Origin of the sequence: Nocardia acididurans, from assembly GCF_016741815.1 — a bacterium.
GTDB lineage: Bacteria > Actinomycetota > Actinomycetes > Mycobacteriales > Mycobacteriaceae > Nocardia > Nocardia acididurans.
On sequence record NZ_JAERRJ010000023.1, the window covers coordinates 1 to 25,804 of the forward strand.

General features: G+C 64.6%; 28 protein-coding genes. 10 read left to right on the forward strand and 18 right to left on the reverse strand.

Features of this window, described 5'->3' with window-relative positions:
• The 3 genes from JK358_RS39715 to JK358_RS37045 form a co-directional block, all read left to right on the forward strand.
• Positions 1–261: hypothetical protein (locus JK358_RS39715; RefSeq protein WP_232852546.1), on the forward strand; the 261-nt coding region annotated here is incomplete at its 5' end.
• Between the two features lie 61 nt (positions 262–322).
• The gene (locus JK358_RS37040; RefSeq protein WP_201958115.1) at positions 323–538 is read left to right on the forward strand and encodes a hypothetical protein; all 216 of its coding nucleotides are present in this window, start codon (positions 323–325) and stop codon (positions 536–538) included.
• Positions 539–655: 117 nt separating this feature from the next.
• A complete protein-coding gene (locus JK358_RS37045) occupies positions 656–1,840 on the forward strand; it encodes an SMI1/KNR4 family protein (RefSeq protein WP_201958117.1) in 1,185 nt (394 codons plus the stop codon).
• A 527-nt stretch (positions 1,841–2,367) separates the two neighbouring features.
• Here JK358_RS37045 and JK358_RS37050 read toward each other — a convergent pair.
• The 3 genes from JK358_RS37050 to JK358_RS37060 form a co-directional block, all read right to left on the reverse strand.
• Entirely contained in the window at positions 2,368–3,630 is a 1,263-nt protein-coding gene (locus JK358_RS37050; protein WP_443677917.1) for an MFS transporter, read from the reverse strand.
• A gap of 68 nt (positions 3,631–3,698) precedes the next feature.
• The gene (locus tag JK358_RS37055; protein WP_232852547.1) at positions 3,699–4,979 is read right to left on the reverse strand and encodes an NAD(P)/FAD-dependent oxidoreductase; all 1,281 of its coding nucleotides are present in this window, start codon (positions 4,977–4,979) and stop codon (positions 3,699–3,701) included.
• Positions 4,906–5,253 (reverse strand): DsrE/DsrF/TusD sulfur relay family protein, encoded by a 348-nt coding sequence (locus tag JK358_RS37060; RefSeq protein ID WP_307817915.1) that lies wholly within the window; start codon positions 5,251–5,253, stop codon positions 4,906–4,908. The genes JK358_RS37055 and JK358_RS37060 overlap by 74 nt, the downstream gene beginning before the upstream one ends.
• Positions 5,254–5,341: 88 nt before the next feature.
• Here JK358_RS37060 and JK358_RS37065 point away from each other — a divergent pair, with 88 nt between their 5' ends.
• Positions 5,342–6,049: an ArsR/SmtB family transcription factor gene (locus JK358_RS37065; RefSeq protein WP_232852548.1), complete on the forward strand. Its 708-nt coding sequence runs from the start codon at positions 5,342–5,344 to the stop codon at positions 6,047–6,049.
• An 800-nt stretch (positions 6,050–6,849) separates the two neighbouring features.
• Here JK358_RS37065 and JK358_RS37070 read toward each other — a convergent pair.
• From JK358_RS37070 to JK358_RS37080, 3 genes are all read right to left on the reverse strand, one after another.
• The gene (locus JK358_RS37070; protein WP_201958119.1) at positions 6,850–7,548 is read right to left on the reverse strand and encodes a response regulator transcription factor; all 699 of its coding nucleotides are present in this window, start codon (positions 7,546–7,548) and stop codon (positions 6,850–6,852) included.
• A gap of 10 nt (positions 7,549–7,558) precedes the next feature.
• Positions 7,559–8,056, reverse strand: coding sequence for a helix-turn-helix domain-containing protein (locus JK358_RS37075; RefSeq protein ID WP_232852549.1), 498 nt, complete (start codon positions 8,054–8,056; stop codon positions 7,559–7,561).
• A gap of 80 nt (positions 8,057–8,136) precedes the next feature.
• Positions 8,137–9,060 carry a hypothetical protein gene (locus tag JK358_RS37080; protein WP_201958123.1) on the reverse strand — a complete coding sequence of 308 codons (924 nt, stop codon included), beginning with the start codon at positions 9,058–9,060 and terminating at the stop codon, positions 8,137–8,139.
• Positions 9,061–9,293: 233 nt separating this feature from the next.
• Between JK358_RS37080 and JK358_RS37085 the strand changes: the two genes are divergently transcribed.
• From JK358_RS37085 to JK358_RS37105, 5 genes are all read left to right on the forward strand, one after another.
• Entirely contained in the window at positions 9,294–9,623 is a 330-nt protein-coding gene (locus JK358_RS37085) for an ArsR/SmtB family transcription factor (protein ID WP_201958125.1), read from the forward strand.
• A 102-nt stretch (positions 9,624–9,725) separates the two neighbouring features.
• Entirely contained in the window at positions 9,726–11,579 is a 1,854-nt protein-coding gene (locus JK358_RS37090) for a phosphoenolpyruvate carboxykinase (GTP) (protein ID WP_201958126.1), read from the forward strand.
• Positions 11,580–11,581: 2 nt separating this feature from the next.
• Positions 11,582–13,222, forward strand: a complete 1,641-nt coding sequence (locus tag JK358_RS37095) for a SulP family inorganic anion transporter (RefSeq protein WP_201958127.1) — start codon at positions 11,582–11,584, stop codon at positions 13,220–13,222.
• Positions 13,219–13,599 (forward strand): DUF5313 family protein, encoded by a 381-nt coding sequence (locus JK358_RS37100; RefSeq protein WP_201958128.1) that lies wholly within the window; start codon positions 13,219–13,221, stop codon positions 13,597–13,599. The genes JK358_RS37095 and JK358_RS37100 overlap by 4 nt, the downstream gene beginning before the upstream one ends.
• 155 nt (positions 13,600–13,754) lie before the next feature.
• On the forward strand, positions 13,755–13,985 hold the full coding sequence (locus JK358_RS37105; protein ID WP_201958129.1) for a hypothetical protein: 231 nt from the start codon (positions 13,755–13,757) through the stop codon (positions 13,983–13,985).
• Positions 13,986–14,018: 33 nt separating this feature from the next.
• Here JK358_RS37105 and JK358_RS37110 read toward each other — a convergent pair whose 3' ends face one another.
• The 12 genes from JK358_RS37110 to JK358_RS37165 all read right to left on the reverse strand — a co-directional run bounded on the left by JK358_RS37110 (position 14,019) and on the right by JK358_RS37165 (position 24,862).
• Entirely contained in the window at positions 14,019–14,363 is a 345-nt protein-coding gene (locus JK358_RS37110; RefSeq protein ID WP_201958130.1) for a zinc ribbon domain-containing protein YjdM, read from the reverse strand.
• A gap of 34 nt (positions 14,364–14,397) precedes the next feature.
• Positions 14,398–15,213, reverse strand: coding sequence for an alpha/beta fold hydrolase (locus JK358_RS37115; protein WP_201958131.1), 816 nt, complete (start codon positions 15,211–15,213; stop codon positions 14,398–14,400).
• A 458-nt stretch (positions 15,214–15,671) separates the two neighbouring features.
• On the reverse strand, positions 15,672–16,526 hold the full coding sequence (locus JK358_RS37120; protein ID WP_201958132.1) for a pentapeptide repeat-containing protein: 855 nt from the start codon (positions 16,524–16,526) through the stop codon (positions 15,672–15,674).
• Positions 16,527–16,639: 113 nt separating this feature from the next.
• Positions 16,640–18,676 carry a tetratricopeptide repeat protein gene (locus JK358_RS37125; RefSeq protein WP_201958133.1) on the reverse strand — a complete coding sequence of 679 codons (2,037 nt, stop codon included), beginning with the start codon at positions 18,674–18,676 and terminating at the stop codon, positions 16,640–16,642.
• A gap of 85 nt (positions 18,677–18,761) precedes the next feature.
• Complete coding sequence (locus JK358_RS37130; RefSeq protein WP_201958134.1) at positions 18,762–20,480, reverse strand: hypothetical protein; 1,719 nt, start codon at positions 20,478–20,480, stop codon at positions 18,762–18,764.
• A 125-nt stretch (positions 20,481–20,605) separates the two neighbouring features.
• Positions 20,606–20,977 carry a hypothetical protein gene (locus tag JK358_RS37135; protein WP_201958135.1) on the reverse strand — a complete coding sequence of 124 codons (372 nt, stop codon included), beginning with the start codon at positions 20,975–20,977 and terminating at the stop codon, positions 20,606–20,608.
• Positions 20,978–21,273: 296 nt separating this feature from the next.
• Positions 21,274–21,765: a hypothetical protein gene (locus JK358_RS37140; protein ID WP_201958136.1), complete on the reverse strand. Its 492-nt coding sequence runs from the start codon at positions 21,763–21,765 to the stop codon at positions 21,274–21,276.
• Between the two features lie 137 nt (positions 21,766–21,902).
• On the reverse strand, positions 21,903–22,688 hold the full coding sequence (locus JK358_RS37145) for a hypothetical protein (RefSeq protein WP_201958137.1): 786 nt from the start codon (positions 22,686–22,688) through the stop codon (positions 21,903–21,905).
• A gap of 2 nt (positions 22,689–22,690) precedes the next feature.
• Positions 22,691–22,978, reverse strand: a complete 288-nt coding sequence (locus tag JK358_RS37150) for a hypothetical protein (protein WP_201958138.1) — start codon at positions 22,976–22,978, stop codon at positions 22,691–22,693.
• Positions 22,979–23,005: 27 nt separating this feature from the next.
• Positions 23,006–23,332: a hypothetical protein gene (locus JK358_RS37155; RefSeq protein ID WP_201958139.1), complete on the reverse strand. Its 327-nt coding sequence runs from the start codon at positions 23,330–23,332 to the stop codon at positions 23,006–23,008.
• Positions 23,329–23,673 (reverse strand): YbaB/EbfC family nucleoid-associated protein, encoded by a 345-nt coding sequence (locus JK358_RS37160; RefSeq protein WP_201958140.1) that lies wholly within the window; start codon positions 23,671–23,673, stop codon positions 23,329–23,331. Before JK358_RS37160 ends, JK358_RS37155 begins: the two co-directional genes overlap by 4 nt.
• 838 nt (positions 23,674–24,511) lie before the next feature.
• Complete coding sequence (locus tag JK358_RS37165) at positions 24,512–24,862, reverse strand: hypothetical protein (RefSeq protein WP_201958141.1); 351 nt, start codon at positions 24,860–24,862, stop codon at positions 24,512–24,514.
• Positions 24,863–25,025: 163 nt separating this feature from the next.
• Here JK358_RS37165 and JK358_RS37170 point away from each other — a divergent pair, with 163 nt between their 5' ends.
• Positions 25,026–25,712: an alpha/beta fold hydrolase gene (locus tag JK358_RS37170; protein WP_201958143.1), complete on the forward strand. Its 687-nt coding sequence runs from the start codon at positions 25,026–25,028 to the stop codon at positions 25,710–25,712.
• Positions 25,713–25,804 lie beyond the last annotated feature (92 nt).

Consider the following 25,804-nt stretch of genomic DNA (forward strand, 5'->3'; position numbering starts at 1 on the left):
TGGATCAAAGCATTCGGCATTCGTGATGTCGTTCTCGGTGTTGCTGCTATCCACCCTGACGACACGGTCAGACGTGCAACACGCAAGGCCGGGATCGCCATGGATCTCGTCGACGTCGGTGTCGTGGTACTCGCCGCACGACGGGGATTGCCATTTCGGGCTGCTGCGGCTGGCGTGCTGTTGGGAGGCGGTACCGCCTTCGTCGCGGCAGCCGGGCCGACAGTGCTCAGGCGGGTCAGTAGCCGCGCCTCCGCGCAGTGACCATGCTGCTTCACAGACGGAGACGAAGGCTGAATCAGAGAATGTGCACGTCGGGGTTATCATGCCGCTGTTCGGCGCCTTCGTCGGCTACTTCACCGACTGGCTGGCGCTACAGCTCACGCCGGGTTCGCGCTGTTGTAGATGCTGTACGTGCCCCACCTGGGGCACTTCGCATGGACACTACCCCCATGCACCCCGTGAACTGCTGATTTCCGCCGATGTCGACGTGGACTGGCGCCGCCGGGGCAACCGCAGCGGTGACGAGCTGGGGCGCTGACCGTTTGGCTCCGAACGTCGATGAAGGCTCTCTCGACCGGTCGCCAACACGCTACAGCCTGCGTAAATAGCTGTATGTTGCTGAATTGGGACGGCTTTCCTGGGCGAGGAGGAAACTGTGGCGGCTCCGGTCGGATCGCGGGCGTGGCGGGAACTGCTTGATCAAATGGTGGTCGAGCGGGTGCGGCTCGCGGCCGCCGATGAGTACGAGCGGCCGCTGACGCTCCCGCGACCTGGCGCAACCGAGGCCGAGCTCCGGGCGGCCGAAGAACGGCTCGGGCATTCGCTGGACCCGCACTATCGGGTATTTCTGTCGGTCGCCGACGGCTGGGATAGCTACTTCATCGGGTCCAGCCTGCTCGGCACGGCCGATATCGGCGCCGGGGAACGGTGGGTTGGTGCCACGAATACGCTGAAGTGGTTCATGGAGAACAGCTCGGGCTATTTCGCTGAAGGGCTGGGCATTCCGGACGACTCGACCGTCTGCCAGGCGATCGGCGACAACGACAACGGCTACTCCAATCATCTGTATCTCCTGCTGCACGACACTTCAGGCAGCCCGGCCGGTGGGGTTTTCCCTCTCGAAGTAGACCAGGACACCATCTGGCCCGATCTTTATTCGTATCTGTCCCACCTGCTGCCGAGTCTGCGTTCCTTCGCCGATTCGGCCGAACTCGGACCGCACTCGGATGCATGGGGTCGCGATATCCGGCGCGATCCGCCGGCGATGGCCGATATCGTCGCCAGGATCGCCGAGCTGTCCGCACTCGCGTACCCCGAGGCATCGACCGTTATCAGCACAGGTGCTACGCCGGAGACGCTCGACGCGCTCGATCGTGAGCTGGGTAGAGCTCTGCATCCAGAGCATCGTGAATTACTCTCCGCCGCAAACGGAATGACGACACCGGAGTGGACTATCGGCCGGGTTCTCTCGGTCGAGGAGATTCGTGACGGTGTGTGCTGGGATGCGGCGCTCACCCGTGCCCAGCAGATCCAGGACGATCACTACCGCGTGGTCCTGGGCTATCTCGACCCGGCTCCCGAACCGAAACCTCCTGCCCGCGAACGGATAAACCGAATCGCTGCTGTCCCGTTCGCGGTCTGGGGTGGCAAGCTCTTCGGCGTGAACATCGGTGACGGGCGAGTCCTCGACCTCCTCGACGATATGTTCACCTACGGCCAGCCGATTGGTCCGCACCGATCGTTCGGCACGGTGCGCGAACACCTGCTCACCGCCTGCGATCACCTCTGGCTACTGGCCCATAACGAGGAGAATGCCGAAGGGCGTGCGGTCGATGGCTGACACCCCCGGCGGGGCCGGGCGGTTTCCGCCACTTCCGCCGCTGCCGGTATTGCGCACGCCCACAGCGACATTCGTGATGGGAGAGGAGACGCTGATCAACTCCTCGTCGTGGTCGGTCGAGGGATTCGCAGCCTTCGGTAGCTGGTGGTTGGCCGCGTATCACATCGGTGCGGCGGAGATGGCCGACGCGATCCTCGAACCGCGTGTGGGTGGCGCTGGTACGAGCGCGGAGTCGATGGCAGCGAATGCGACTGGGGCGAGTGCTGGTGTGGGAGCCTCCACATCGGCTGGTGGTTACTTGGCAGATCAATGGACACTGGCAGTTCGATCCGGGTCCTGAGCGGCAAGCGAGATCGAGGTGCGATTCATCGCCGAGGGCCCGCAGCAGACCACTGTCACCCTCGAACATCGTCACATCGACCGGACTGGTCGAAGGCAAGGCGCTGGCGCAGACCATCGTCGAGGGTGGCGGAGGTTGGAGTTCGGTACTGGAAGCCTTCGCCTCAACCGCCGAAGCGCAAGGCTGATCAGCTGTCGTGCCGGTTTCCGCTCAACGCCGCGACCGGTACCACGGCCAATGCGAGGAGGCCACCCACGAGCGCGAGAACCGGATAGCTGGTGGTCGCGACCATCAGACCGGATCCCATGCCGCCGGTGGCTCCCGCGATGGCGATCGACACATCCACCGCGCCTTGGGTTTTGGCTCGGGTGGCCAGCGGGACGGTGTCGGTGATGATGGCGGTACCGGCGACCAGGCCCAGGTTCCAGCCCAGCCCGAGCAGCGCGAGAGCCAACGCGAGCAGTGCGATGGAGTCGCCCGGCGCCAGTGCGGCAAGGGTTCCCGCGGCCAACAGTGTCACTCCGGAGGCGGCGGCGACGGGGAGGCGACCGTGGCGGTCGACCAGCCAGCCGGTTATCGGTGAGGGCAGATACATCGCCCCGACATGGATGGCGATCACCAATCCCGCCGCGGCAGTGCCGTGGCCGTGGGCGAGCATGTGAATCGGGGTCATGGTCATGATCGCGACCATCACCAGCTGGGCCACGGCCATCACGAAACCGCCTGCTGCGACACCTTTCTCGACGCCGGGAACCGGCAAGTCACCGGGGACCGGCGCAGAGTCGGCTGGTTGCATCGCGCCGAGTTCGCGGGCCAGCAGCAGGGGATCAGGGCGTAACCACAGCGCCAGCACGAGCGCGGCCAGAGTGTAGGCGAGGGCGGCGAGCAGGAACGGTCCGGCCAGATGCGGGATGCCCAGCGTATCGGCAAGAGCACCGGTCGGAGCGGCGAGGTTCGGACCCACGACGCCACCCAGCGTGGTTGCGACCAGCACAGTGGACACCGCACGTCCGCGATGGGCGGTGTCGGCGAGATCGGCGCCGGCGTATCGGGCTTGCAGATTGGTGGCGGTGCCCGCCCCGTAGACGAACAACGCCACGAACAGCACAACCGGATTGCCGAGCACCGCGGCGGCGATGACACCGAGGCTGCCGATCGCGCCGGTCAGATATCCGGCGGCCAGACCTGGACGTCGGCCCCGAGTGTGGGACAGTCGGCCTACCGCGACCGCTGCCAGCGCCGAACCCGCGGTGAACAGTGCGCTGGGCAGACCGGCCAGACCAGTGGAACCCAGCATGTCCTGAGCCAGCAGAGCTCCGACAGTGATTCCGGCGGCCAGCCCCGCACCGCTGAGGATCTGTGCCGAGACAAGGACCCTCAGGACGCGGCGTTGTGCATGTTCGGCATCGGGGAGACGGGACACGGCCGTGGTGACGGGACGAGACACCAAATGGTTCTTTCGTTGCAGGTGTGGCGAAGCGCCGGGCTTCTCGTTTCGCGGGTGAGCCCGGGTGTGATTCAAGCTCGAATGTTCCAGCGTGCCAGCCAGTCTCGTTCCTGTTGTTGCTTCTCCGCGTGGTAGGCCGCCGACGGTCCGCGCAGCCTCACCTGCGGAGCGCGCGCGGCCAGGAAGTTGCCTTCCCCCTTGGCTGCCAAGCCACCACCGAGTTCGACGTAGCAGGCGCCTTCGCCGGTAAACCGGGTATCGGGTGCGTCGTAGCCCAGGTGACGCGCAATCTGATGGGCGGCGGCCTGCGCCTGGGCCTCGGCGAAGATCGCGGCCTTGGGCAGGGGTTTGCCGTTGGGCAGCAGCAGCGCTGCGCAGTCACCGGCCGCGTAGACACCCGGCGTTGTGGTCGCGAGGGTGGCAGGGTCGACCGGGATCCACCCCGCCGCATCGAGCCCGGTCGAGGCGAGGACTGCACCGGGCGTATGAGGGGGAACAGCGGCGAGCAGATCGAAGGATTCGGGTGTCCCATCGGCGAATTCGATTCCGCGGGAATAAGGATCGATGGCACGCGCGATCTTGCCGCCGTGGAATCCGATTCCCTTGGCACCCATCATGTCCACCAGCGCGGCGCCGACCGCAGGCCCCGCGACCGGCATCGGCAGCGGGTCGGGGGTGAAGACATCCACTCGCACCGCGCCACTGCCGAACCTGTCGCCGAGTTGATCGGCGAGCAGGAACGCGGCTTCGAACGGGGCCGCAGGGCATTTGAACGGCACCGCCGACACCAACACCACCACTCTCCCCGACTCGAGCGATTCGACCTTGTCGTGCAGGTCGACCGCACCCGCAGCGGAGTAGAACTGGCCGGCCACCCCGGCATCGAGTGCGGCCGACAGGCCCGGGAGTCGGTCAGGGTCCAGGCTCGCGCCCAGCGCGATCAGCAGAGCGTGGTAGCGGATCGTTCCGCCCGGACCGCAGTCGACGGTCCGGGAGTCCAGATCGATACGCGCGACTTCGCCGTTCACCACGTCGACTCCGGGCAAAGCTGCGGCGGTCGGCCGCACGGCGACCTGGTCGACGCTTCGCCAGCCACGCAGCACCCACAGCAACGACAGACCCAGGCTTCCTTCGAAGCTGCGGTCTATCAGCACGATCCGGTCCTCTGCGGGCAGTATCTTGCGCAACTCGGCTGCGGCGGTCAACCCGGCCACGCCCGCACCGAGCACGACGACGGTTTTGCTCATGACTTCCGATTCCTTTGCAACCGTGAGGTTTTCAGACGTTGATGACCTGGTCGGCCCAGGCCGTCCAGTCGGCCAGCTCGGCCATCGACGAGCGGTGCGCGCCATCGACGAGCTGGTCCTCGCTCATGCCGCGGGCGTCCATACATGCCCCGCAGTTGCCGATCAGACCGCCGTTGCCGGTCAGGGCGGTGGTCATCTTCGCCAGGTTGTAGAACCCGTTGGGCACCTTCTGCCCGGCGGTCGCCGAGATCACCGCGTCGGCGAAATTGAATACCCGCACCGCATGCCCGGCGTCGAGCATCTGCCGCGCCCAGCGAATGCCGTTGTAAGTGCGTTCGGTGCCGTAGGGCGGATCGTGCAGAACGAAGAGGTAATTCACGTGTTCTCCCTGATGAGGAAGCTCCCCGTACAGGACGGGTCGGTGTATGCGAATAGAATCGCGGTGTCTGATGTTATTCCAAGGAACTATGGAATACACTATTCCAAAGAGTATTGGAGAAGCAAGCGTGAGTGAGCTGACCGGTCGCAAAGCCGCCCTGTTCGACGAGATCGCCCGCGTCGGCAAGGCGCTGGGCAACGGCCGCCGCCTGCAGATCCTGGACCTGCTCGCCCAAGGTGAGCGCACCGTCGAAGCCGTCGCCACCGCCACTGGCATGAACCTCACCACCGCCTCGGCAAATCTGCAGGTTCTCAAATCCGGCGGCCTGGTCGACGCCCGCCGCGACGGCACCCGCCAGTACTACCGGCTCGCGGGTACCGACGTGGCACGTCTGTTCGCGCTCGTACAGAATGTCGCCGAAACTCATTTGGCCGATGTCGCCGTAGCCGCAGCTGCGGTACTCGGATCGCCCGAAGATGCCATCACCCGTGAGGAGCTCATTCGCCGCCGCGACTCCGGCGAGATCACCCTCATCGACGTGCGACCGCACGAGGAATACGAAGCCGGACACATTCCCGGCGCGATCAGCATCCCCCTCAGCGAACTGGCTGACCGACTCGCCGAACTACCCGCAGAAATGGGCATCGTCGCCTACTGCCGCGGCACCTTCTGCGTCATGGCTCCTGACGCGATCCGAATCGCAGAGGACGCGGGGCGTCAGATCAAACGACTTGACGAGGGAATGCTGGAATGGGCCCTAGCAGGGCTGCCCGTAGAGGTCGCCACTGTGAACTGACGAATGCACGATAAGTAGCCGCTTGCAAGCCTTTTCGGACCGGCCGGGCCGCCCGGTGGTTCCGGCAAGGCGTTGGGATTCGTCGGCGGTGATTGGGTACCCATCGGATGTCGGGTAGTGGCTCGACCACTCGATCGCGCATTCCGACGGACGTGTGGTTGAGCCGATCTCACCGTCTCGCGACTCGAATGCGGGAGGATGACGGTTCCATGTGGGCTGGCATAGCGTTCGCTGGGGTGAGTGCAGTGAGGGTTGCGGCCGGGTGGTGGATGTTCGTGGAGTCGTGGTGGCGGCGCAACCATCCGTCGGGCGGTGAGGTGCGGATTGACAGATCGGCTGCGGGAGGCGGCGATCGACCCGAGCCGGGCGGCGGTGTGCGGGTGCCGCCCGATCTGACTGCCGAGTGGGCCGATCGTGCGGTGATGTGGAATGCTCTTCGCGCCGAAAACGCCTTGCTAGCTGATAGATTGGCAGGTCGACTTGATAGGGCGGCCTACCGGGGCCGAATGATCGATTGGCTCGGCGGTGCGAGCCGGTGCGGGACGACCTGACATGAATCCCTGGCTCCGCCCACGCCGCAGCTCAGCCTGCGCGAACCGTTGCCCGGCCTATCGCGAGGAGAAGTAGCAACACGAACGAGACTGGCTGGCACGCTGGAACATTCAATCTTGAATTGCGATGAAGATCGTAAATGCGTGATGCTCCAGCAGCTACAAACCGGAGACCATTCAGCTTCGATGATCGACCCGGCCGAATTGATACCGGCTCGTTGGCGAGGACTTCTGTCGGGTGGGTTGCAGTCAGTGGTGGCCGCGCGGTGGTTTCGAGGGTGGGGCTGGGCGAACGGCCTTGTAGCCGACGTTACGAACTGTGCCGATAAGTGACTCGTACTCGACGCCGAGTTTCGCGCGGAGTCGTCGCACGTGGACGTCGACAGTGCGAGTTCCGCCGAGAAATTCGTAACCCCAAATCTCGCGCAGCAACTGCGCGCGGGTGAAGACCTGACCTGGACGCTGTGCCAGGTATCGGAGTAGCTCGAATTCCGTGTATGTCAGGTCGATTGGACGTCCCCGCAGGCGGGCGGTGTAGGTGCTTTCGTCAATGATCAGCTCGCCGAGGGCGATTCGATTCATCAGCTCCGGGTCGTCGGTCGAGTTTGTGCGGCCGACGAGCAGGCGCAGCCGGGTATCCAGCTCGGCCGGGCCGATATGTGGCAGGAGGATATCGTTGATTCCCCAGCTGGAATCGACTGCGATCAACCCTCCTTCGGTAAGAACGGCCGCTACCGGCACCGATGATCGGATTGCGTCGAGACGACGGCAAAGGCTGCGCGCTGCGGCCAGGTCCGTGCGGGCATCGACGAGTGCTACGGCTGCAGCGGAGTCCTGGAGCTGTGCGGCATCAGCGGGCTCGACCTGGTGTATGTCGTGCATCAACAATGCAAGTGAGGGGAGAACGCCAACGGGATTGGGATCGGTCGTCAGTAGGAACAGCTCCATAGATTGTCCTCTAGCGACTATCCCGGGGGAACACCCAGCTCCTGAGTGCTCCATCCGTCAGCAGTGTGTGCTCGTTGATACGGATGATCAGTTCACCGTCCGCCTTCGTGCGTGGGACATATCGCCAGCCTCCGGTGGACGCGATTCCCTTCAGGGGCGGCTGCTCCGGATCATATTCGACAACCACATTCAGGTTCTTCAGGAATGTGTACCAGGATTCGAGACGGCTTTTCTGGACAGCCGAAAGGCTTTTCCATCCGTGCGCCATTACTTTTGCGTGACCGCGGGTGCGCGCATACGGGGGTGCGGACTGAAAGCGAGTTTCAACTCTCCATGGATATGTTGCCTCGACCGCATAGGTCGGCCTGATGTACCGTGCCGGCGACTTGTGCAGCACCGCTTGGCGGGATACTCCAAAGAGGCGACCGATTTCAGCCTTTGTGAGTCCCTGCTCGAGGAGAGCCGCGACACTCTCGCGGGTGAAGTCGCTTCGGTCCATTTCGGTCATACCAGTCGGGTATCCTCGTTCGTTCGATGCCTTGTTACGAAGCTTATTCGTCGTCGGGGTTTTCGCATCCTGGCCGGTGGTCACGCACTCGCCACGACCCTACCGACGTGCTGCGCGACTGCGTGGACGAGACGATGGTCCGCTATTTCGGGGAGTGTGCGGTCTACCGGTGTGATGAGCGCGAGCGCACATGCCGCCGCTGCCAGGATCTCGATGCCGACGTGCGTTGTGCCGTGTCCGCACAATGCGCTGAGCAAACCAGGAACAGCGAGCGCGCCAAGGGCGAACGGGTCTGTAGGGATCGATACCGTGCGCGCCGGAACCATCCACATCGATTCCTGCCCAGTCAGATTCACCACGATGTCGTGATCGACCATCAGGGAACGAATCTCGGGCCCTTCGAAATGATGTCCGGTTGGGGAGGTTACGGTTCCCGCCCCGCACTCGAGCAGGACTGCCCCCAGACGAGGCGTGCGATCGGCGCCGAGTATTGCCAAACGACCGTGCTTCGGCGGGATGCCCTTGCCCCGCAATGCCGTGACGGCCGCAGCCGCAGCGGCGGCTGTGAGGACATCGGTTTCTGATACCACCAGCCGTCCGCCATGCGCGGCGACAATCGACTGCACTGCAGCCGAATCCGTTGCGTCAAGTCCGATCAGGAACGCTGCCGCTGTCTGTGTGGACAATTCCTGGATGCGAGTGGCCACCGGGTAGGGGTACCCCTGGGCCAGCGGGATGACCGAGGTGCGCAATGCCGTGCGAGAGCTCAGCAGTCGGGCGTAGTCCTCCATCGCCGACCAGCAGGAACGGCACGTCGAATACTCCCGGCCGCGGTTGTTCCACACGGCGATGACAGCGACGCCCATATCGCTGTTGACCGGCCTGGCGTGTGTGGTGTTGTCGCCCAGGCCGGATTCCGTGTGCCCGGACACCGTTGGTTCCCTTCCCGTCGAATGCTGCTGATGACGCAGGGTTACATGGTTGTGGTGGATGCTACGACGCAAGGTTGGCACCGTAGCGGCTGTAGGTCCAGTTGTGCATAATTAATATATTGCATGTTTTCGAAATCAGCACAGCAAGGGGATGTGGTCATGGTAGACCTTGCCCCGAAGATTGGCATCAGCGCTCGCTGCCCGTGGTGGCGGGCGGTGGGGTGGTCATGCTGGTTGCTAAACTCTGCAATCAAACGGGTGGGTGCCGACAGGGGCGGCCACCACGATGGAAGGGAGTGGCACGTATGCCCGGAATGCAGCGGCCGCTCTATCAGATGAAGGCCGAGTTCTTCAAGACTCTCGGTCATCCGGTGCGCATCCGCATCCTCGAGTTGCTGTGCGAGCGGGAGCGGGCTGTGTCGGAGATGCTCGCCGAGATCGGGATCGAGGCTGCCAATCTGTCGCAGCAGCTTTCGATCCTGCGTCGTGCGGGTCTGGTTACCGGTCGCCGGGAAGGGCTTTCGGTGACCTATGAGCTCACCACTCCGGATGTGGCCGACCTGCTCGCCGCTGCCCGCTCCATCCTCACCGGTGTGGTGGCGGGGCAGGTCGAGGCGCTCGAGCAGCCGGCGTAACCCCGCCGAATCGATGAGCTTCAGGGTGTGGTGCGCGCGTCGACATTGATTGCAGGTTTTCCAAACTAACTACCTAGCAGTTTCGCGAAGGAGAAACCAGTCGTGGCCAAATCATCCACTGAAGTCGCCGGAAACGAGCAGGCGCTGACGGGCCATGCCGGAGTGCTGGCATGGGTGTCCGAGATCGCCGAGCTCACCGCGCCGGAACGCATCGTCTACTGCGACGGTTCGCGGGACGAGTGGGATCGGCTGACCGGCGTACTCGTGGACAAGGGCACATTCGTGCCGCTGCGGCGCAAGCCCAACTCCTTCTGGTGTGCTTCGGACCCGCAGGACGTGGCGCGGGTCGAGGACCGCACGTTCATCTGCTCGGAGAACACGAGCGATGCGGGGCCGACCAACAACTGGGTCGATCCGGTCGATATGCGCACGGTCATGACCGAGCACTACCGGGGCGCGATGGCCGGCCGGACCATGTATGTGATCGCCTTCTGCATGGGGCCGCTGGATGCGCAGGACCCGAAGTTCGGCGTGCAGATCACCGATTCGGAGTACGTGGCCGTCTCGATGCAGATCATGACCCGCTCGGGTGCGCCGGTTTGGGAGAAGCTCACCGAGACAACGGAATTCGTGAAGTGCCTGCATTCGGTGGGTGCGCCGCTGGCGGATGGGCAGGAGGATGTGCCGTGGCCGTGTGACAAGACCAAATACATCTCGCACTTCCCCGAGCGTCGCGAGATCTGGTCCTACGGTTCGGGATACGGCGGCAACGCCCTGCTGGGCAAGAAGTGCTTCGCGCTGCGGATCGCCTCGGTGCTGGGTCGTGACGAGGGCTGGCTGGCCGAGCACATGCTCATCCTGAAACTGACCTCCCCGCAGGACAAGACCCACTATGTCGCGGCGGCGTTCCCCTCCTCCTGCGGCAAGACCAATCTGGCGATGCTCGAACCCACACTGCCCGGCTGGAAAGCCGAGACCGTGGGCGACGACATCGCGTGGTTGCGGTTCGGTGCGGATGGCCGGTTGTACGCGGTGAACCCGGAAGCAGGGTTCTTCGGCGTCGCTCCGGGCACCGGCGTCAAGACCAACCCCAACGCCATCGCCACCATCGAGGCCGGCAACTCGATCTTCACAAATGTCGCCCGCACCGAAAACGGCGACATCTGGTGGGAGGGGCTGACCGATCAGGCGCCCGAACACCTGATCGACTGGCACGGCGACGACTGGACTCCCGCGTCGGGAACTCCTGCCGCACACCCGAATTCGCGCTACTGCACCCCGATCGCACAGTGCCCGTCGGTGGCGCCGGAATGGGACGACCCGCGCGGTGTGCCCCTCTCGGCGATCTTCTTCGGCGGTCGCCGAGCATCCACCATCCCGCTGGTCACCGAGTCCTTCGACTGGGCGCACGGGGTGTTCACCGCGTCGGTGCTCTCCTCGGAGACCACGGCCGCGGCCACCGGGCAGGTGGGGGTGGTGCGCCGCGATCCCATGGCCATGCTGCCGTTCCTCGGCTATCACGTGGGCGACTACTTCGCGCACTGGCTGTCGCTCGCGCAACGCGATGGCGCTCAGCTGCCGAAGATCTTCCAGGTCAACTGGTTCCGGCGCAGCGCGGACGGCAAGTTCCTGTGGCCCGGCTTCGGCGACAACGTGCGCGTGCTGAAATGGGCGCTGGAGCGGCTCGACGGCGGCGGCGAGGCGGTCGAAACGCCGATCGGTTACGTTCCGGCGTCGGGGGCGCTCGATCTGACCGGCCTGTCCCCGGCCGAGCAGGAGCTGGCCACCGCCGCGCTCGCGGTGAATTCCGACGAGTGGGTGCGCGAAATCGAGTCGATCGATGAGTGGTTCGCCACGATCGGCGACAACCGGCTGCCCGACCAGCTGCGAGAGCAGCTCGCCGCGTTGCGGATTCGACTGGCGGCGGTGCGCGCCACCGACGCCCAGGCCGACTGACGGTGCGGGCACTACTACCCAGCTGGTCGGAGTGGGGTCCCGCGGTCCGGTCCCCGGGCGCGGATCTGCTGGCCGGCCTGATCGTGGCGCTGGTGGCGCTGCCACTGGCGCTGGGCTTCGGCATCAGCTCGGGACTGGGCGCCGCGGCGGGGCTCGCGACCGCGGTGATCGCGGGCGCGGCAGCTGCGGTGTTCGGCGGCTCACGCTTTCAGGTGTCGGGTCCGACCGGGGCCATGACCGTGGTCCTGGTGCCGATCTTCCACCAGCATGGCGCGGAAGGAGTGCTGGCCGTGGGGCTGATGGCCGGCCTCCTGCTGGTGGTGCTCGCGGTCGCCGGGGTCGGGCGCGCGGTGCGCTACATGCCCGCCCCGGTGATCGAGGGTTTCACGGCGGGTATCGCCGTGGTGATCGCGCTCCAGCAGTTCCCCTCCGCGCTGGGCGTCGCGCAGATCGAAGGGGAGAAGGTCTGGCAGATCGCGGCCGACGCGGTGCGGCAGTACATCGCCGCTCCCCACCACACGGCCGTGGCGACGGCGCTGGTCGTCGCCGCGATCGTCCTGCTCGGCGGGCGGTTCTTCCCCAAGCTGCCCTTCGCGTTGATCGCGGTGGCGGCGGCGACCGTGGTCGCGCGCGTCTTCGATCTGGACCTGGCTGAGATCGGTGCACTGCCGTCCGGATTGCCCGCTCCCACCGTGGGATTCGTGCATCCGGACCAGCTCGGCGCACTCATCGCGCCCGCATTGGCAGTCGCCGCCCTGGCCGCGCTGGAATCGCTGCTGTCGGCCACTGCCGCCGACTCCATGGCCGTCGGCACCCGGCACAATCCGGATCGCGAACTGCTGGGGCAGGGCGTGGCCAATATCGCCGCACCGTTGTTCGGCGGCGTGCCCGCCACCGGTGCGATCGCACGCACCGCCGTCAATGTGCGCTCGGGTGCGCGCACCCGGCTCGCGGCCCTGACGCACGCGCTCATTCTGGCCGCGATCATCTATCTGGCGGCGCCACTGGTCTCCGATATTCCCTTGGCGGCCTTGGCCGGTGTCCTGCTGGCCACCACGGTGCGCATGGTGGAGACCGCGTCGCTGGCCGCCATCGCCCGAGCGTCCACCGGCGATGCCGTCATCATGGTGGTGACCTTCGTCGTGACGGTGGCCCTCGATCTGGTGAGCGCGGTAGCCGTCGGGGTAGGGATCGCGGTCGTGCTGGCCTTGCGCTCGGTCGCGAAAGAGGCTCGGCTGCACCAAATCCCGCTCGACGACACCAACCACCTGGCCGAGGAACACGGGCTGCTGCACGACCACATTGTGGCCTACCGGCTCGACGGGCCACTGTTCTTCGCAGCGGCGCATCGGTTCCTGCTGGAACTGGCCGAAGTGTCGGACGTGCACGTGGTCATCCTGCGCATGTCGCACCTGACAGCCCTGGACACCACAGGAGCCCTGGTGCTCAAGGACGCCATAGGCAAGCTCGAGCATCGCCACATCATCGTGCTGATCTCGGGGTTGCGCGATGATCACCGTCGCAAGCTGGCCGCCATCGGCGCCCTGCCCGCCGGTGGAACCGCGCACCTGTTCGAGCACACCCCGGACGCCATCACCTGTGCCAGGCAACTGGCCCCCGCACTCGTACGGAGCGCACCGTGACCGAACGCAGTACGCCGACATTCGCCCAGCGCGTTCGCTACATCGCCGGTGGGACACTGCCGGTGTCCATGTCGCAGTGGGTGATTCGGGATCTCACGGGGCCGGGTGCGGCTCGGCGCTACCTGCTGCGGTTCCTGGTCCCGATCTTTCCGCCGCTGTGCCTGTTCCTTCTCGTTCCCGGGCCGCTGTGGATGGGCGCGGGCATGATGGCGCTGCTCTATCTGCCGCTGATCTACTTCACCGTGGCGCTCATGTACGTCTATCGGCGCGCCCGGCTGGTGAAGCACGGTCTGGATCCCGCGCTCGCCGATCACCGCGAACGGGAACGCGCCGCCGCCGACCGGGCAGCCTACGAACGGCGTCACGGCAGGGGCTGAACCCACTCGGCCCTGGCGAAGTGGCACCGAATGTCCATGATTCGATGAGGGAGAGCTTCGTGATTACTCCGGATCGGTTCCGATCGTGCTACCCCCAACCGGGGATCACGAAGGCGGTGTACGCGCCGCTGGGCAGAGCGGACCGGGATCGGCGGATGCGAGCGATCACCGAACTGGAACGACGGATCAGCGCGCTGGAGATACCCGAACTCGGTCACTCGACAGTGTCCGAGCACGCGGACGCCCATGTGCTCGACTCGTCCACGCTGGCGGTGGTCATCGTGTGCGGCCACAATATCCGCCTCATCGAGCGAGCGATCCGCGCACACACCACCGATACCGCCGAAGTCCAGATCGAGCGCGACATCATCACGATCACGCTGTGATGCCGGGTGGCCCCTGCCGCCCGGCATATCGCATCAAACCTTCTTGACCACAGCGGATTTCAGCTGCATCGCGCCGAATCCATCGATCTTGCAGTCGATATCGTGATCGCCGACACCGGCGACCAGACGAATATTGCGCACCTTCGTGCCCGCCTTGATCCCGGTGGGGCTGCCTTTGACCTTCAAGTTCTTGATGACGGTGACGGTGTCGCCGTCGGACAGCACGTTTCCCACCGCATCGGTGATCACCGCCTCGGAGGGCTCATCGGACCGGGCTGCGGCGGTCCATTCGTGCGCGCATTCCGGGCACACCAGCAGTGCGCCCATCTCGTAGGTGTAGGCGCTGGAGCATGCGGGGCAGGGCGGCAGTTCGTGCACTGTTGATTTCCTTCCGGGTGAGGTTGCTGGTCGGCTATCCGGTTGTGGCGGTGAGGAATTCGATGATGACCCGATTGACTTCGTCGGGACGCTCCAGGTATCCGTAGTGGCCGCAGCGCTCGATCTCGATGTAGCGCGCCCCCGGGATCGCGGTCGCGACCTCCCGGCCGAGTGCGGGCGGCGCCAGCCGATCATCGGTGAAGCCCACGACCAGGCTGGGCACCGCGATCGCGCCGTAGGCGGCCAGTCGATTCTGCGAGCGGTCCATGCCCAGCTGCGCTCGCACCCCCGCGGACGGCTGCGCCGAGGCGGTGAACTCGAAGATGTCGAGCCACTCCTGCGCCCGCTCCGGATCCTCCAGCGACGCCGGCGAGAGATTCAGCATCGCCTTGATCGCCGCCGCGTACGACGGCGGTAGCTGCACCTTCTCGTCGAACAGGTCCCGTTCACCCTTGTTGTAGAGCTGCACGAGCGGGTGCGGTCGGCCGACCGTGCCCAGCATGACGGCTTTGCCGAGCAGACCGGGCCGGGCCAGCGCGAGTTCCTGAACCACGCGTGCGCCCATCGAATGGCCGACCACATGCGCGGGCCCGCCGCCGAGGTGCTCGATCAGGGCGGCGGTGTCACCGACGAGATCCTCGATGCGTATGCCGCCCACGGATTCCTCCGAGGGCGCGATACCGCGATTGTTCACCGTCGCGACCCGGAATCCCGCGGCGACCAGGGCAGGCACCTGATACGTGCGCCACACCCGTCCCGGGCTGCCACTGCCCATGATCAAGACAACCAGGGGGCCGGAGCCGGTCACGTCATAGCTGAGCCGAATGCCGTTCAGGGTGGCGGTGAGCATAGTCCTTCTTCTCTGCGGAGGAACCGCGGTGGCGGTGCGGAAGGCGTCGGTACGAGTGAGCGCATCCGACTGATTCGCATAACTGATTGCTAACATTAGCAACTGAACGATATTGATTGAGAGGCGAGCCATGCGAGTGACCCGGATCAGCCGGTTGCGGGGTCCGATTCTGTGTTGCGCGACCTGTGGGCTGCTGTGTCGTAGACCCGCTCACGCCTCTGGAACCGAGTCGTGCCCGCGCTGTGGATCGAATGGATGGTCGTCGATCGGCGCCCGCGAGTGGTTCGCCGCGGTCTATCCGAGCTGAGCCCGACGACGGACGAGAACCGCTGGTCCGCAGCGCATTCGACGGTGCCGAACCCGCTCGACTGGTCGGGGATGCGCTCTGTTCAGCGAGATCGGCGCGGACTCGGAGGGCGGCCGGGAACCTACCCCCGGGCGGGCGCCGCGTTCTCGCGTCAGGTCAGCTCCGCGGGTAGTCGCGTGGTGGAATCGCTCCCCGCGGAGCCGATCTGATCTCGGGTCAGTCCGATCGCGGTCTGGAGATCGGTGGCCCGGAGGTCCGCGCCCGCCAGACCCGATCCGCTGAAATCGGTTCCCGCGGCAACACATTCCCGGAGAACAGCACCGGTCAGCCGGGCTCTGGTGAGTTTGGCCGCCCGCAGGTCCGTGCCGCTCAACTCGGCGTTCGCCAGGATCGCGCGATCCAGATCCGCCTCGGCGAGCCTGGCGCCCCGAAGGTCTGCGTCGGTGAGGTCGGCCCCGATCAGCCGCGCGCCGCGCAGGTCGACGCCGCGCAGGTTCGCGCCGGCCAACCGCACCCCCGACAGATTCAGCGGCGGATCGTCAGCGGCGGTCGTGCGGCGCTGCAACGCGACGAGGATGGCGGAAATGTCACTGGGCAGCCGATGGTGGGTTTCCCCGCTGCCGAGTTGGGCGGTTCGATGTCGGAGCACGTCGGCGAAGGTTTCCAAGACCCTCGCCCGGTCGGCGGACGAGTATCGCATCATTCGGGCCAGTGCGCGTACCCCACCGGCCCGGATCACGGCATCGTCCGATGCCAGATGCCCGATGGCGGTGTTGAAGATATCGGTGCGCTGCTTTTCTCGATCTAGGAAGTGCTTGTTGATGCCGAAGATCGCGACCGAGGCCGTGGCGCAGATGCCGACGAGGGCGGTCAACTGCCCGCGAAATGCCTCCGCCGTCTTGGCATCTGCCGACAAGAGTGTGGGAATCCAGTAATAGAGCCACACCAGGACGGCGAAAGCCACCACCCCGCCGACGCTGGTGAGCCACAGCCGTATCCGGGTCATGATCTCATCCCAGCAGATTCCCGGGGTATGTGCTCCCGGGTTCGCGATGCTGTGTGATTGGGGCGCAAAGGATTACCGCTGGTGTCGGGACTCCGGTCGTGGCCATGGCAGGTCTATTCGGGCCGAAGCTGTTCCAGTTCGGCCGCGATATCGAGGGCAAGTGGGTTGCCGACCTCACGGTAGTAGCCGAGTGCCGAACGGAATCGCACCTCGGCCTGCTCTCGCTGACCTGCGGCGAGTAACGCACGGCCGAGCCAGGACTGTGCGTGGGCCTGCCAGCGGCGAACCGCGGTGCGTTCGAACTCCTGGAGCGCCTGCTGATAAGCCCGGATCGCTGCTGCGGCATTGTCCTCGGCCAGCCTTGCGCGGCCCAGCACCAGCAGACATTTCGCGTGATTCTCCGATTCGTTGGTCGTCGCGTGGAAGATCGCTGCCCCGTGCCCGGCCTCCTCGATTGCCCGATCATATTGGCGTAGTTCGAGATACACGCGTGCGGACTGTAGATGCAGGAGAGCGCGTATCCGTTCGCGCTGTGCCGGTGGGATCGCGGTGTCGTCCGCCGCGAGCGTTGCCGCCCAGGATTCGGCGAAGTAGCGCAACGCGAAATGCCACCGTCCGCGCCGAGCGGCCGTCTTGCCCAGCCACTCGTGCGCACTCTGCACGCCGAGCAGATGGTTGAGATCCGAAGCCGCGGAGAGGGATTCCTCGAAACATCGCTCGGCGGCATCGTACTCGCCGATCTCCAGATATGCGGCCCCGAGCTGTGAGGTCAGTTGTAGTACACCCGGTGCGCTGGACACCGCACGTGCGGAGTCGAGCCCAGCCTCGTGGCTGTCGATCCATGTGTCGTACAGTCCGTTGAGGTGCAGATACTTCCAGATGACGACGCACAATTGCCAAGCCGTAGTGTGAGACCGGCTGTTGTGGAGTCCGTTCTGATGTGCCGCGCGGATGGCCGCGATCAGGTTCGCGTATTCGGTGCCGAACCATTCCAGAGCATCTCGTGGAGAGTGATATCCGGTGTGCCCCAATGCCGATAGCGCATCGGTGACGGGTGCGACCATCCACCGGTTGGACAGCGCCACGCCCCGTGGCAGGGCGGCCTGTAGGCACCAGGTTGTCCAGCGGGATACGGTATTCCAGCTTTCGGCGGCATTCTCGCCCGTGCAGCGGGTGCGCGCATCGGCGCGCAGCACGGGGTGGAAAGCGTAGCGCTCGTACCCGGTCGCGACAGTCAGATTCCATTCGAGCAGATGCTCGAGCAGTAGGAACGCCTCATCGGAGTCGATACCCAATGCGGCTGCCGCAGCCTCCACACAGAAGTCCGCGGCGGGCAGCGATCCCAGAAGACGGTACGCACGCTTCTGCTCGGCACCGAGGTTTTCGTAGGTGGCGTCGAGGAAGCGCATCATGCGCTGCTCCGGATCGAGATGCAGCGGGGTGACTTTCGCTGCCCGCAATTGTTTCAGCAACCGAGGCCCCCGTGCCGGGTTCAGCCGGATCTGGGCAGCGACTACCCGCACCAGCAGGGGAAAGCCACCACAGGCACGCACCAGGCCGTCGACGGTGGAGTCGTCGAGCTGGTCTCCGCCGGCGGCTGTCAGCGCACGGAAGAGCGCGCGAGCTGCCTCGGGCGCAAGAACATCCGGTGTGAAGGCTTTGAAACCCGCACTCTCCAGCCAGGGCCGCCGGAAGGGCGTGGTGGCGATGACCACTACACCGGCCGCGTCGTCCGGGGTCAGATCGCGCAGCTGACCAACGTTGTCGCAGTCATCGACCACCAGGGCGAACCGTCTGTCTCGTGCGATGGTTCGGTAGACGTCGACCTTCTCCGGATCGGTGGCCGGTTGATCCGCAGGCAGGACGTCCAGCTGCCGCAGGGCCCGGCTCAGCAGTTCTCCCAGTGGAATGGATCGACCGTCCGGGCCGCGTCCGGTGAGCCAGATCATCGGCCCGTCGATTGCGGCGCGATGAACCTTCACGAATTGGGTGACCAGGCAGGAAACGCCAAGCCCTTCGATTCCGTGAACATAGATTCGGCATGGAGTGCCCTCGGCTCGGCAGCGCTCCACCCAGGCGGCCATCTCGGACATGATCGATTCCCGGTTGAGGAACGGATGGGCCGAGGGCGCCGACCAGCTGTCGCTCATCCGAGTGCCTTCCCCTGGGCGGTGACGATCCGTCGCCAACTCTAGTGGATGTGACGTTTCGAACGCGGGAACCTGGCCACGGCATTCATCGGTCACGCCCGCCAATGTGACTGAGCCGAACGGCTATTCGTCGCGAGCCAATGGTCAGGTGGATGTGCGCGGTATCCGACCGGGTGGCGGAAACGAGCCGGTCGTGACCGATCGCGGCGACCAGGGCCGCGCCCATGGGCATGTCGATTGCCGGGACGGTCTCGGCTCGAGCGGTGCGTCCATCGCGAAATCGCATGACAGTCAAGCCATCCGGTGTAGTGGTCACGGCGACTGAACATGCCGGTCGATCCTGGAGTAGCTTCTCGAGTTCGGCATGTGCTGTCTCCGTTTCGCATTCGACGACCACGATATCGGCGTTGCCTCGGATATCCCGGCGTGGATGGTCGGCATGCGCGGCCAACAGGGTGTCGGTGGAACGCGCGCCGCGCCGCGGTGCCGGAGTGACATCCGCCGGCCATCGGACCGCAGTCGCCTCTGTGTCGGAATCCCAGGTGAGGGCGATGCGGCAGGCGCGCAAACGATCGGTAGTCGGTGTCAAACCACTTGCCTCGTACGGGATTACGACTGCGGAGTGATCGGGTTCGGGGAGGTTCAGCAACCGGTAGGCCTCCGAGCGCAGCAGGTGGGCCGACTCGCCTGGAACCGAACTGGCCAGCGCGGCAACCCCGGTCAAGGCACCGGGATCGAATTCTGTTGCCGCCTTGGTGATCTGCTCTGCCAATGGTTGGCTGGTGTGCAGTGTCGGAGCGGTTCTGCCGAGCAGGTCCATGATCGAATCGGGCGCGACCTCGTCGCGCGGATGCGTCGCCAGCAGCGTTGGGATGCCCAGCGCCGCAGCGTATCCGGTGACCGCTCCGAAGTCGCCCACGACCACGTCCGAGGCCACAATGGTTTGCTGCCAGCCGCTCAGGGGAGGAATCAGGCGCAGTCCCGAACGGAGGGCGTTCGCCAGCCATAGTCGGACCTGATAGGGGCCGTGCGCGAACCAGGCGTTCGGGTGCACGATGGCGGCGACCACGTGCTCATCACAGCTGAGCTCGCTCAGTAGGTCGTCGATGAGTTCGGGATACTGTCCGAGTAGCGATTTCGGACCCCATGTCGAGGAGACGGTGACGAGTTTCGAGTCCGGTGGGGCGTCGAGCGCTCCGCGGAACTCGGGTCTCGACGATCGGCTGGCAAGCATCCGATCGAGGCACGGGTCTCCGGCGACCACTGCGTGGGGGAGTGCTTCAGGAGCGCTGGCGGCCAAGCGTTTTCGGTCCTGCTCGTTCGGCAGAATTATCGCGTCGGGAGCTATTCCATCATGCAGAAGCCAGTCGCGGCTCAGGCCGTAGACGCTTCTCGCTTCTCGCTTCTCGCTTCTCGCTTCTCGCTTCTCGCTTCTCGCGAGCTTAGTATATCCGATTCCGTGTGACATCACGGCGAGAGGAGCTGAAATACTGTGCAAATCCCCGCTATGGTGCACCGACAATGCCAGATCGAATTTATCGGAAAGTGCTCGTGCCCAAGGAATTACCACCGCACCATCTGCGGCGAGCTGGCGTTCCACATCACCGGTGACGTGAGATACGTTGGGAAATGTGAACATCAACTGAATGCGCCGGTCGGACTCGAATATCGGAAGGATGTCGGCGAGTCGATTCCATGCCGTCATCGTATGGACGACGATCAGTACGGTCCGGGTGGATTGCACGGTGATCCAGTGCGGGTGGCCGGTTGAATTCGGTTCGGCTGTCTCCGATGGTCGGCGCACGCGTGGTTCTCCCCTTGTCGATCTCGCGTGTCCACCGTAGCGCGGCGCCCGAACTCATGTCGCGGCGCCGCTGGGTACGGTCCGGCGTCGGCGATCGTGTGCCCCGACGATCTGCTCGGTGCCGCTCAGACCTCGAGGTCTTCCTCGATCGCCTTCAAACGGTGGCGCGCGAAGGCGAGATTGCCGCTGTCGCGATCGAGCGCAAGATAAAGGAACAGCCCCCGAGTCTTTCGGCCATGGGTCGGTCGCAGGATGTGATATTGGCTGCCGAGCGTGATGAGCACGTCCTCGATGGAGTCGTTCATTCCGAGCTGTTCGATCGTGCGCACCTTCGCGCGAATCAGTTCGGTGTTGCCGGCGGCGGCGAGCTCGATGTCGAGCGCTTTCGTGCCGTTGACCACGCCGAGCGGCATCCCGCTGCCGTAGTCGACGATGGCGGCTCCGATCGCGCCGTCCAGCAACATCATGTCCTTTAAGGCGACGTCCATATTCGTCATGATCAATCCTTCTGTATGCCCCGGTGGTGTCGTATCGGGCGGTGCGGACGCTACCCACGAGCAACTGAGGTCGCTGGCCGTTTGATGAAGAATTCCACGAGGTATGCAATTTCTGACTTCTGCAACCAGGCAGCCAGCCGGGGTTGATGCACGACGTTGCTGGTCATTGCCCGTCGGCGTATCGACTCGAGGTGTCAAGGCCTGCAGACGAGGTCTGAGCCGGAATTCGTTGCTCCAGTGGCGCACGAGGCCACGGAGGGTTGGGGCCTGCTGATCCTCGAGAGTTCACACAAGGGTCAGCGAGACATGTAACCATCGGGGTTGTTCGCCAATGCCTGTGCGACCGAGCGAGTGCTGTCTTCGAGCTGTGCTTTGGATTCTGTGGATGGGGAGTCGCCTGCGTTCAAATCGGCGAGTTTCACCAGTACGGATACGTTCTGGATGCGGAAATTCAGGCTGGTGGCGAGTCCGCCCCCGGATGCGGGCTTGGTCTCGAGGTAGGCCTCCTCGCCGACCCCCGCGACAGGCGTGGCATCTGTGGGTCGATTCTGGTTGAACCCGTCCCGCGCGAACGCCACGCGGTCGGCCTTGCCGGTGCCGTCGTCGAACTTTCCTACAGTGACCGCGACATAGACCGTCCGTGTGCTCGTCGCGCGGGAGTACGGCGCGTAGCAGGTGAGCACATCCGAGATCTGTTCGTATGTGGTAGTGGTTTGCTGGTACTCGGCATTCGGATCGTAGAGATCACCTGCGAATGCCGCGATCGGGTCTTTGGCGACTCCGACCACTGCCGGACATCCATTCGGTGTCGCGGTGTAGGCCGTGGTGGGGTTGGTCTCGCCTTCGCGGCTCCCGGTGTCGCCGGTGCAGCTCGCGAGTGCCAGTGCGCAACCGGCTGCGAGGGCCGCGATCGATGAACGCTGGATCACGAGGGCTGGCCCCAGCCGGGCCCGGTCGGATTGCGAGGTTGCCAGCCTCCTGTGTCGGTCGCGGCCGGCGCCATGGCCGCGGGGATCTCCACCTTGCTGATATTGGTGATGATGTCGTCCACCTCGCCTCCGATCTTGGTCATGTAGTTCTCCACGCTCTGGACTATGGTGCCGGTCTCTCGCATGAAGTCCGCGACGGCCTCGGTTGCGGCGCTGTAGGCATTGTCGGTGCCCGCCGCGCCTCCGGTGAAGATTACCGACAGGGCATTGATTCCGGTCTTCCGTATGGCCGACTCGTACTGCGCCAGGTCCGAGGCGGTGTTCGAAATATGGACGATGGCCTGCGAGTAGGCATTCGACACGAATGCGCCGATGTTATTCAAATGTGTTGCCATAGAGGCAATTTCGGTGCGGTTGTTCCTGGTCGCAGTCGCCAGTCGAGTGACATAGTCGACCGCGCTTTCGCGGGCTGAACCGTTCCAGCGTGCTTTGAGGTTCTCGTTGGCCGTGTCCAGGCCATTCCCGTCATCGCTGCCGTCGACGGCCTGGGTGAGTTGAGATACCGAGCCTTGCCAGGCGGCCAGTACGGTCGATACGGCGTTCGGGTTCCCGAGCATCTTTTGGATGTTGTCGACCCGAGTGCGCACGCTGGTGCCGAAGTTCAACTCTTCGGCGAACAGCACAACATAGGCGGCTTGCTCGTAGGGGAACACCAGCTCGGCCGGTAGGTTGTTGGGGTTCTTGTCCGCTGGTATCGCATAATCCTGGGTACCGTCTGCCATCGTCAGTACCCCAACTGTGCGTCGATGTAGCCGAATTGCCGATAGTAGTCGGCGTCGAGACCTTCGAAATGCGTTGCGCAGGTCTTCAGTCCATCGGCTGCCGTTTGGATGGCTGTCGATCCGTCACGCAGTTTGCTTGCCAAGTTCGCGCCCGCCAAGTTCAGCTTCCCGGCGATCTCCTTGCCGTACTGGCCGAGTGCGTTCGTATCCAGCGGCGTCTCCACGACGTTCTTCTTCGCTGTGTCCCAGTGCTCCGACGTCTGGCGGACCTCTTCCGCCTGCAGTTTCAATGCGTCTGGGCCACACGAAAGTCGACGCTAGCCATGGAACACCTCGCTGTGTCTGCGTTGCGGCCGTGGCCGCGCCTGTGCCGAATTGATAGCCGCTCTAACGGCATTCAACACGCTGAACTCGTTCGATTGCGCCACTTCGTAGGGCTCCAACTCGATTGCGTGCAGCGTGCCGTTCCCGTCGACGACGACATATCCGTATTCGGTTCCGGCGTATTCGTCGACTATCGAAACCCGCCGACGTTCCTCGGCCCGTCGCGCCGTGTGCCGTCCCGACCGTATCTCGCCGAGCAGCTCGTGCCACGCCTGATTCATCTCTTTGACGCGGTGGTACAGCCGATCGAACTCAGTCACCCCCGAAACCCCTTCTCGAACGGAAACTCGTCCGAAAACCGCTGTGCCGCAACCTCTGCCGCTCTCGAGCGTGCTGCATTGACCGCTGAGACGATCGCTCTCGCGGCGGCGTCGATCTCGTCGCCCAGGGCCCAGGCCGGCCGATTCAAGTCCCCGAATCCGCGAGGCAGGACAATGTCGAGCACTTCTCCGGTTCCTCCGACAAGCACTCGAGCGAGCCCGTCTACCGACGATTCGCGATATTCCTGCCTGCGACAGTCTTCGGCCACCCGGTTGATCCGCCGCCGTACCTCAACAAGCTCGCGCTCGAACTGTTCCTGCTCCCGCGCCGAATCACCCACGAGCCCCCCGTTGCTTCTAGATCGCTAGTCGTTTCCGACGATAGCAGGGCATTGCCCATGTCCGCTTGCGCAGGAGGCCTGCACTTCAGGAGCCGGTGAATCATGAACCAGCCCAACGGAGCCCGGAGAAAGCTACCGAAATTCAGGATGATGTGAAGCGGTGGTACGGGTAGGCCGTTCGGTCACCGTAGCGCCTGATCAACCGGCCGCTGTGGCCGGGCGAGGAGCTTCTGCCCAGACAACCTCGGCTCCGCTCTACGCGCCTGGCCACCCCGTGCGCCCAGGGCCCCGCCGGATGGTGTGTGAATCACCGGCTCGAGGAAATCTGCGAGCCGACTCTGGTTTTGACCAGCGCGCAGGACAAGATGGCCCCGACCAGCTATTGCGAGGCGGCGGTTAGCCGGATCCGCAGTCGGCGACTAACGCGGTGGCGCACCCTCGTGGATAGTCGCTCCGATTTTCGCTCGGTAGGTGTGAAAGGTCCGCGAGTGGGAACCCTGTGCGGTGAGGGAGACCTCGTGGCCAGTTCCCCGATGGTTGTCCCAACCCCTTGTGGGTCGAGGTCTCCCTCAGCCCAGCCGCCCAATGTCTGCTGCGGCTCGTGCTGCTACTAGGCGTGTCGTTGGCGACCGCGCGACTGGACCAGCGAGCGGGTCAAGAAGAGTTGCGGCGTAGCCGGTTTCATCACGGAGTTCTGCCATAGAGGTGGCCGTGCAGCTAGCGGCCTGCGGGCATCTCGATTCGTCAGCGATGCCCATCTACGCGCCCCGGCCCTAACCGAACATCGCCGAGGAGAGCCACATGGGCTGCTTGCGGGAATCTCTGTCGAAGTCGGGACCTAGAGTTCTGACTCGGTGGACACTGTGCCGCTTCGGGAGCGCCCTTTCACCGCCTGACGTTCCCGGGCCAGTGCCTCCTCGAGCAGGTGCAACATGGGCACCCTGGCGAGAGAGTCCTTCGTGGCGGCCTGGTCGACATCGCTGTGGGTGAGAAGCCCCGCTGCGATCAAACCTTCGACGGGGTTGGCCCCATAGACACGTGCCAGTTCGATGACCATATCGGCCGCAGGAGGATCGGATTCGAGGTGTCGCTTGATGCGTGGTCCGGTGCTGTTCAGTTGCGCCGCGATGGCACGGGTGCTTGCTCCACGCGTGATGGTCAGCTTCCACACCTCAAAGGTCGGCTTCATCTTCGCATCTTCCTGGTGTCCCCCTGTGCACACTATCCGGAGATGGATCACAGAGGAACGAATCTAGCTGGTACTGAACCACTCCCGTCACCCGATCCGGCATACGAATGTCAGACCCTTCGTCTAGTGTCACGACCGCACCCGAGCTCGTGAGGATATCGCCTTGAATACCGACTCACCATCGCCGCCAGTTCTATTCCTCAGTGGCGCAGGGCTTCCGGCATGGATATGGGATCGGACACGATCCGCTCTGCCGATCGAAACGACCGTCGCGACCTACCCGAAACGGGCCGACGCGACCCTGCGCGACATCACCGCCGAGGTACTGGCCCAGGCACCATCCGGCGCGTTCACAATCGTGGCGCACTCAATCGGGGGTGTCGTCGCAAGCCAGATCGCCGCGACCGCTCCCGAGCGTGTTGCCGGGCTACTCGGCATCGCAGCGTCATTCCCGGCCGCCCGAACCTCGTTCCTGGCCGCATCACCCGCGCCTCAGCGTGTCCTGCTGGGACTCATCATGCGAATCGCCGGAACACGACCTCCCGAGAAAGCAATCCGCTCGGTATTGTGCGCCGGCCTCGGCCAGGACGACACCGCCCGCATCATCGCTGACTTCGTGCCGGAATCGGCGCACCTCTACCGCGACGCCGTGCCCCCACGAACCTTCCCGGAGCGCCGCGGATACGTCGTAACCACAGCAGACCGGCAACTGTCGGCAGCACAGCAGCACCAGCACGCAAACGAACTCGGACCCGGTCTCCGCCGCGGGCTCCCCACCGGCCACCTACCCATGCTGCAGGACCCCGCGTCACTGGCGGAAATCATCCACGAATTCGCCACCATCGACTGAAGTTGAGTACAAAGCCGCATATTCGTTTATGGATAGGTCAGGGGTTGCCGTGGGTACCAGCCGGGCTTTCGCTGGTGTCGGTCTATTGGCTC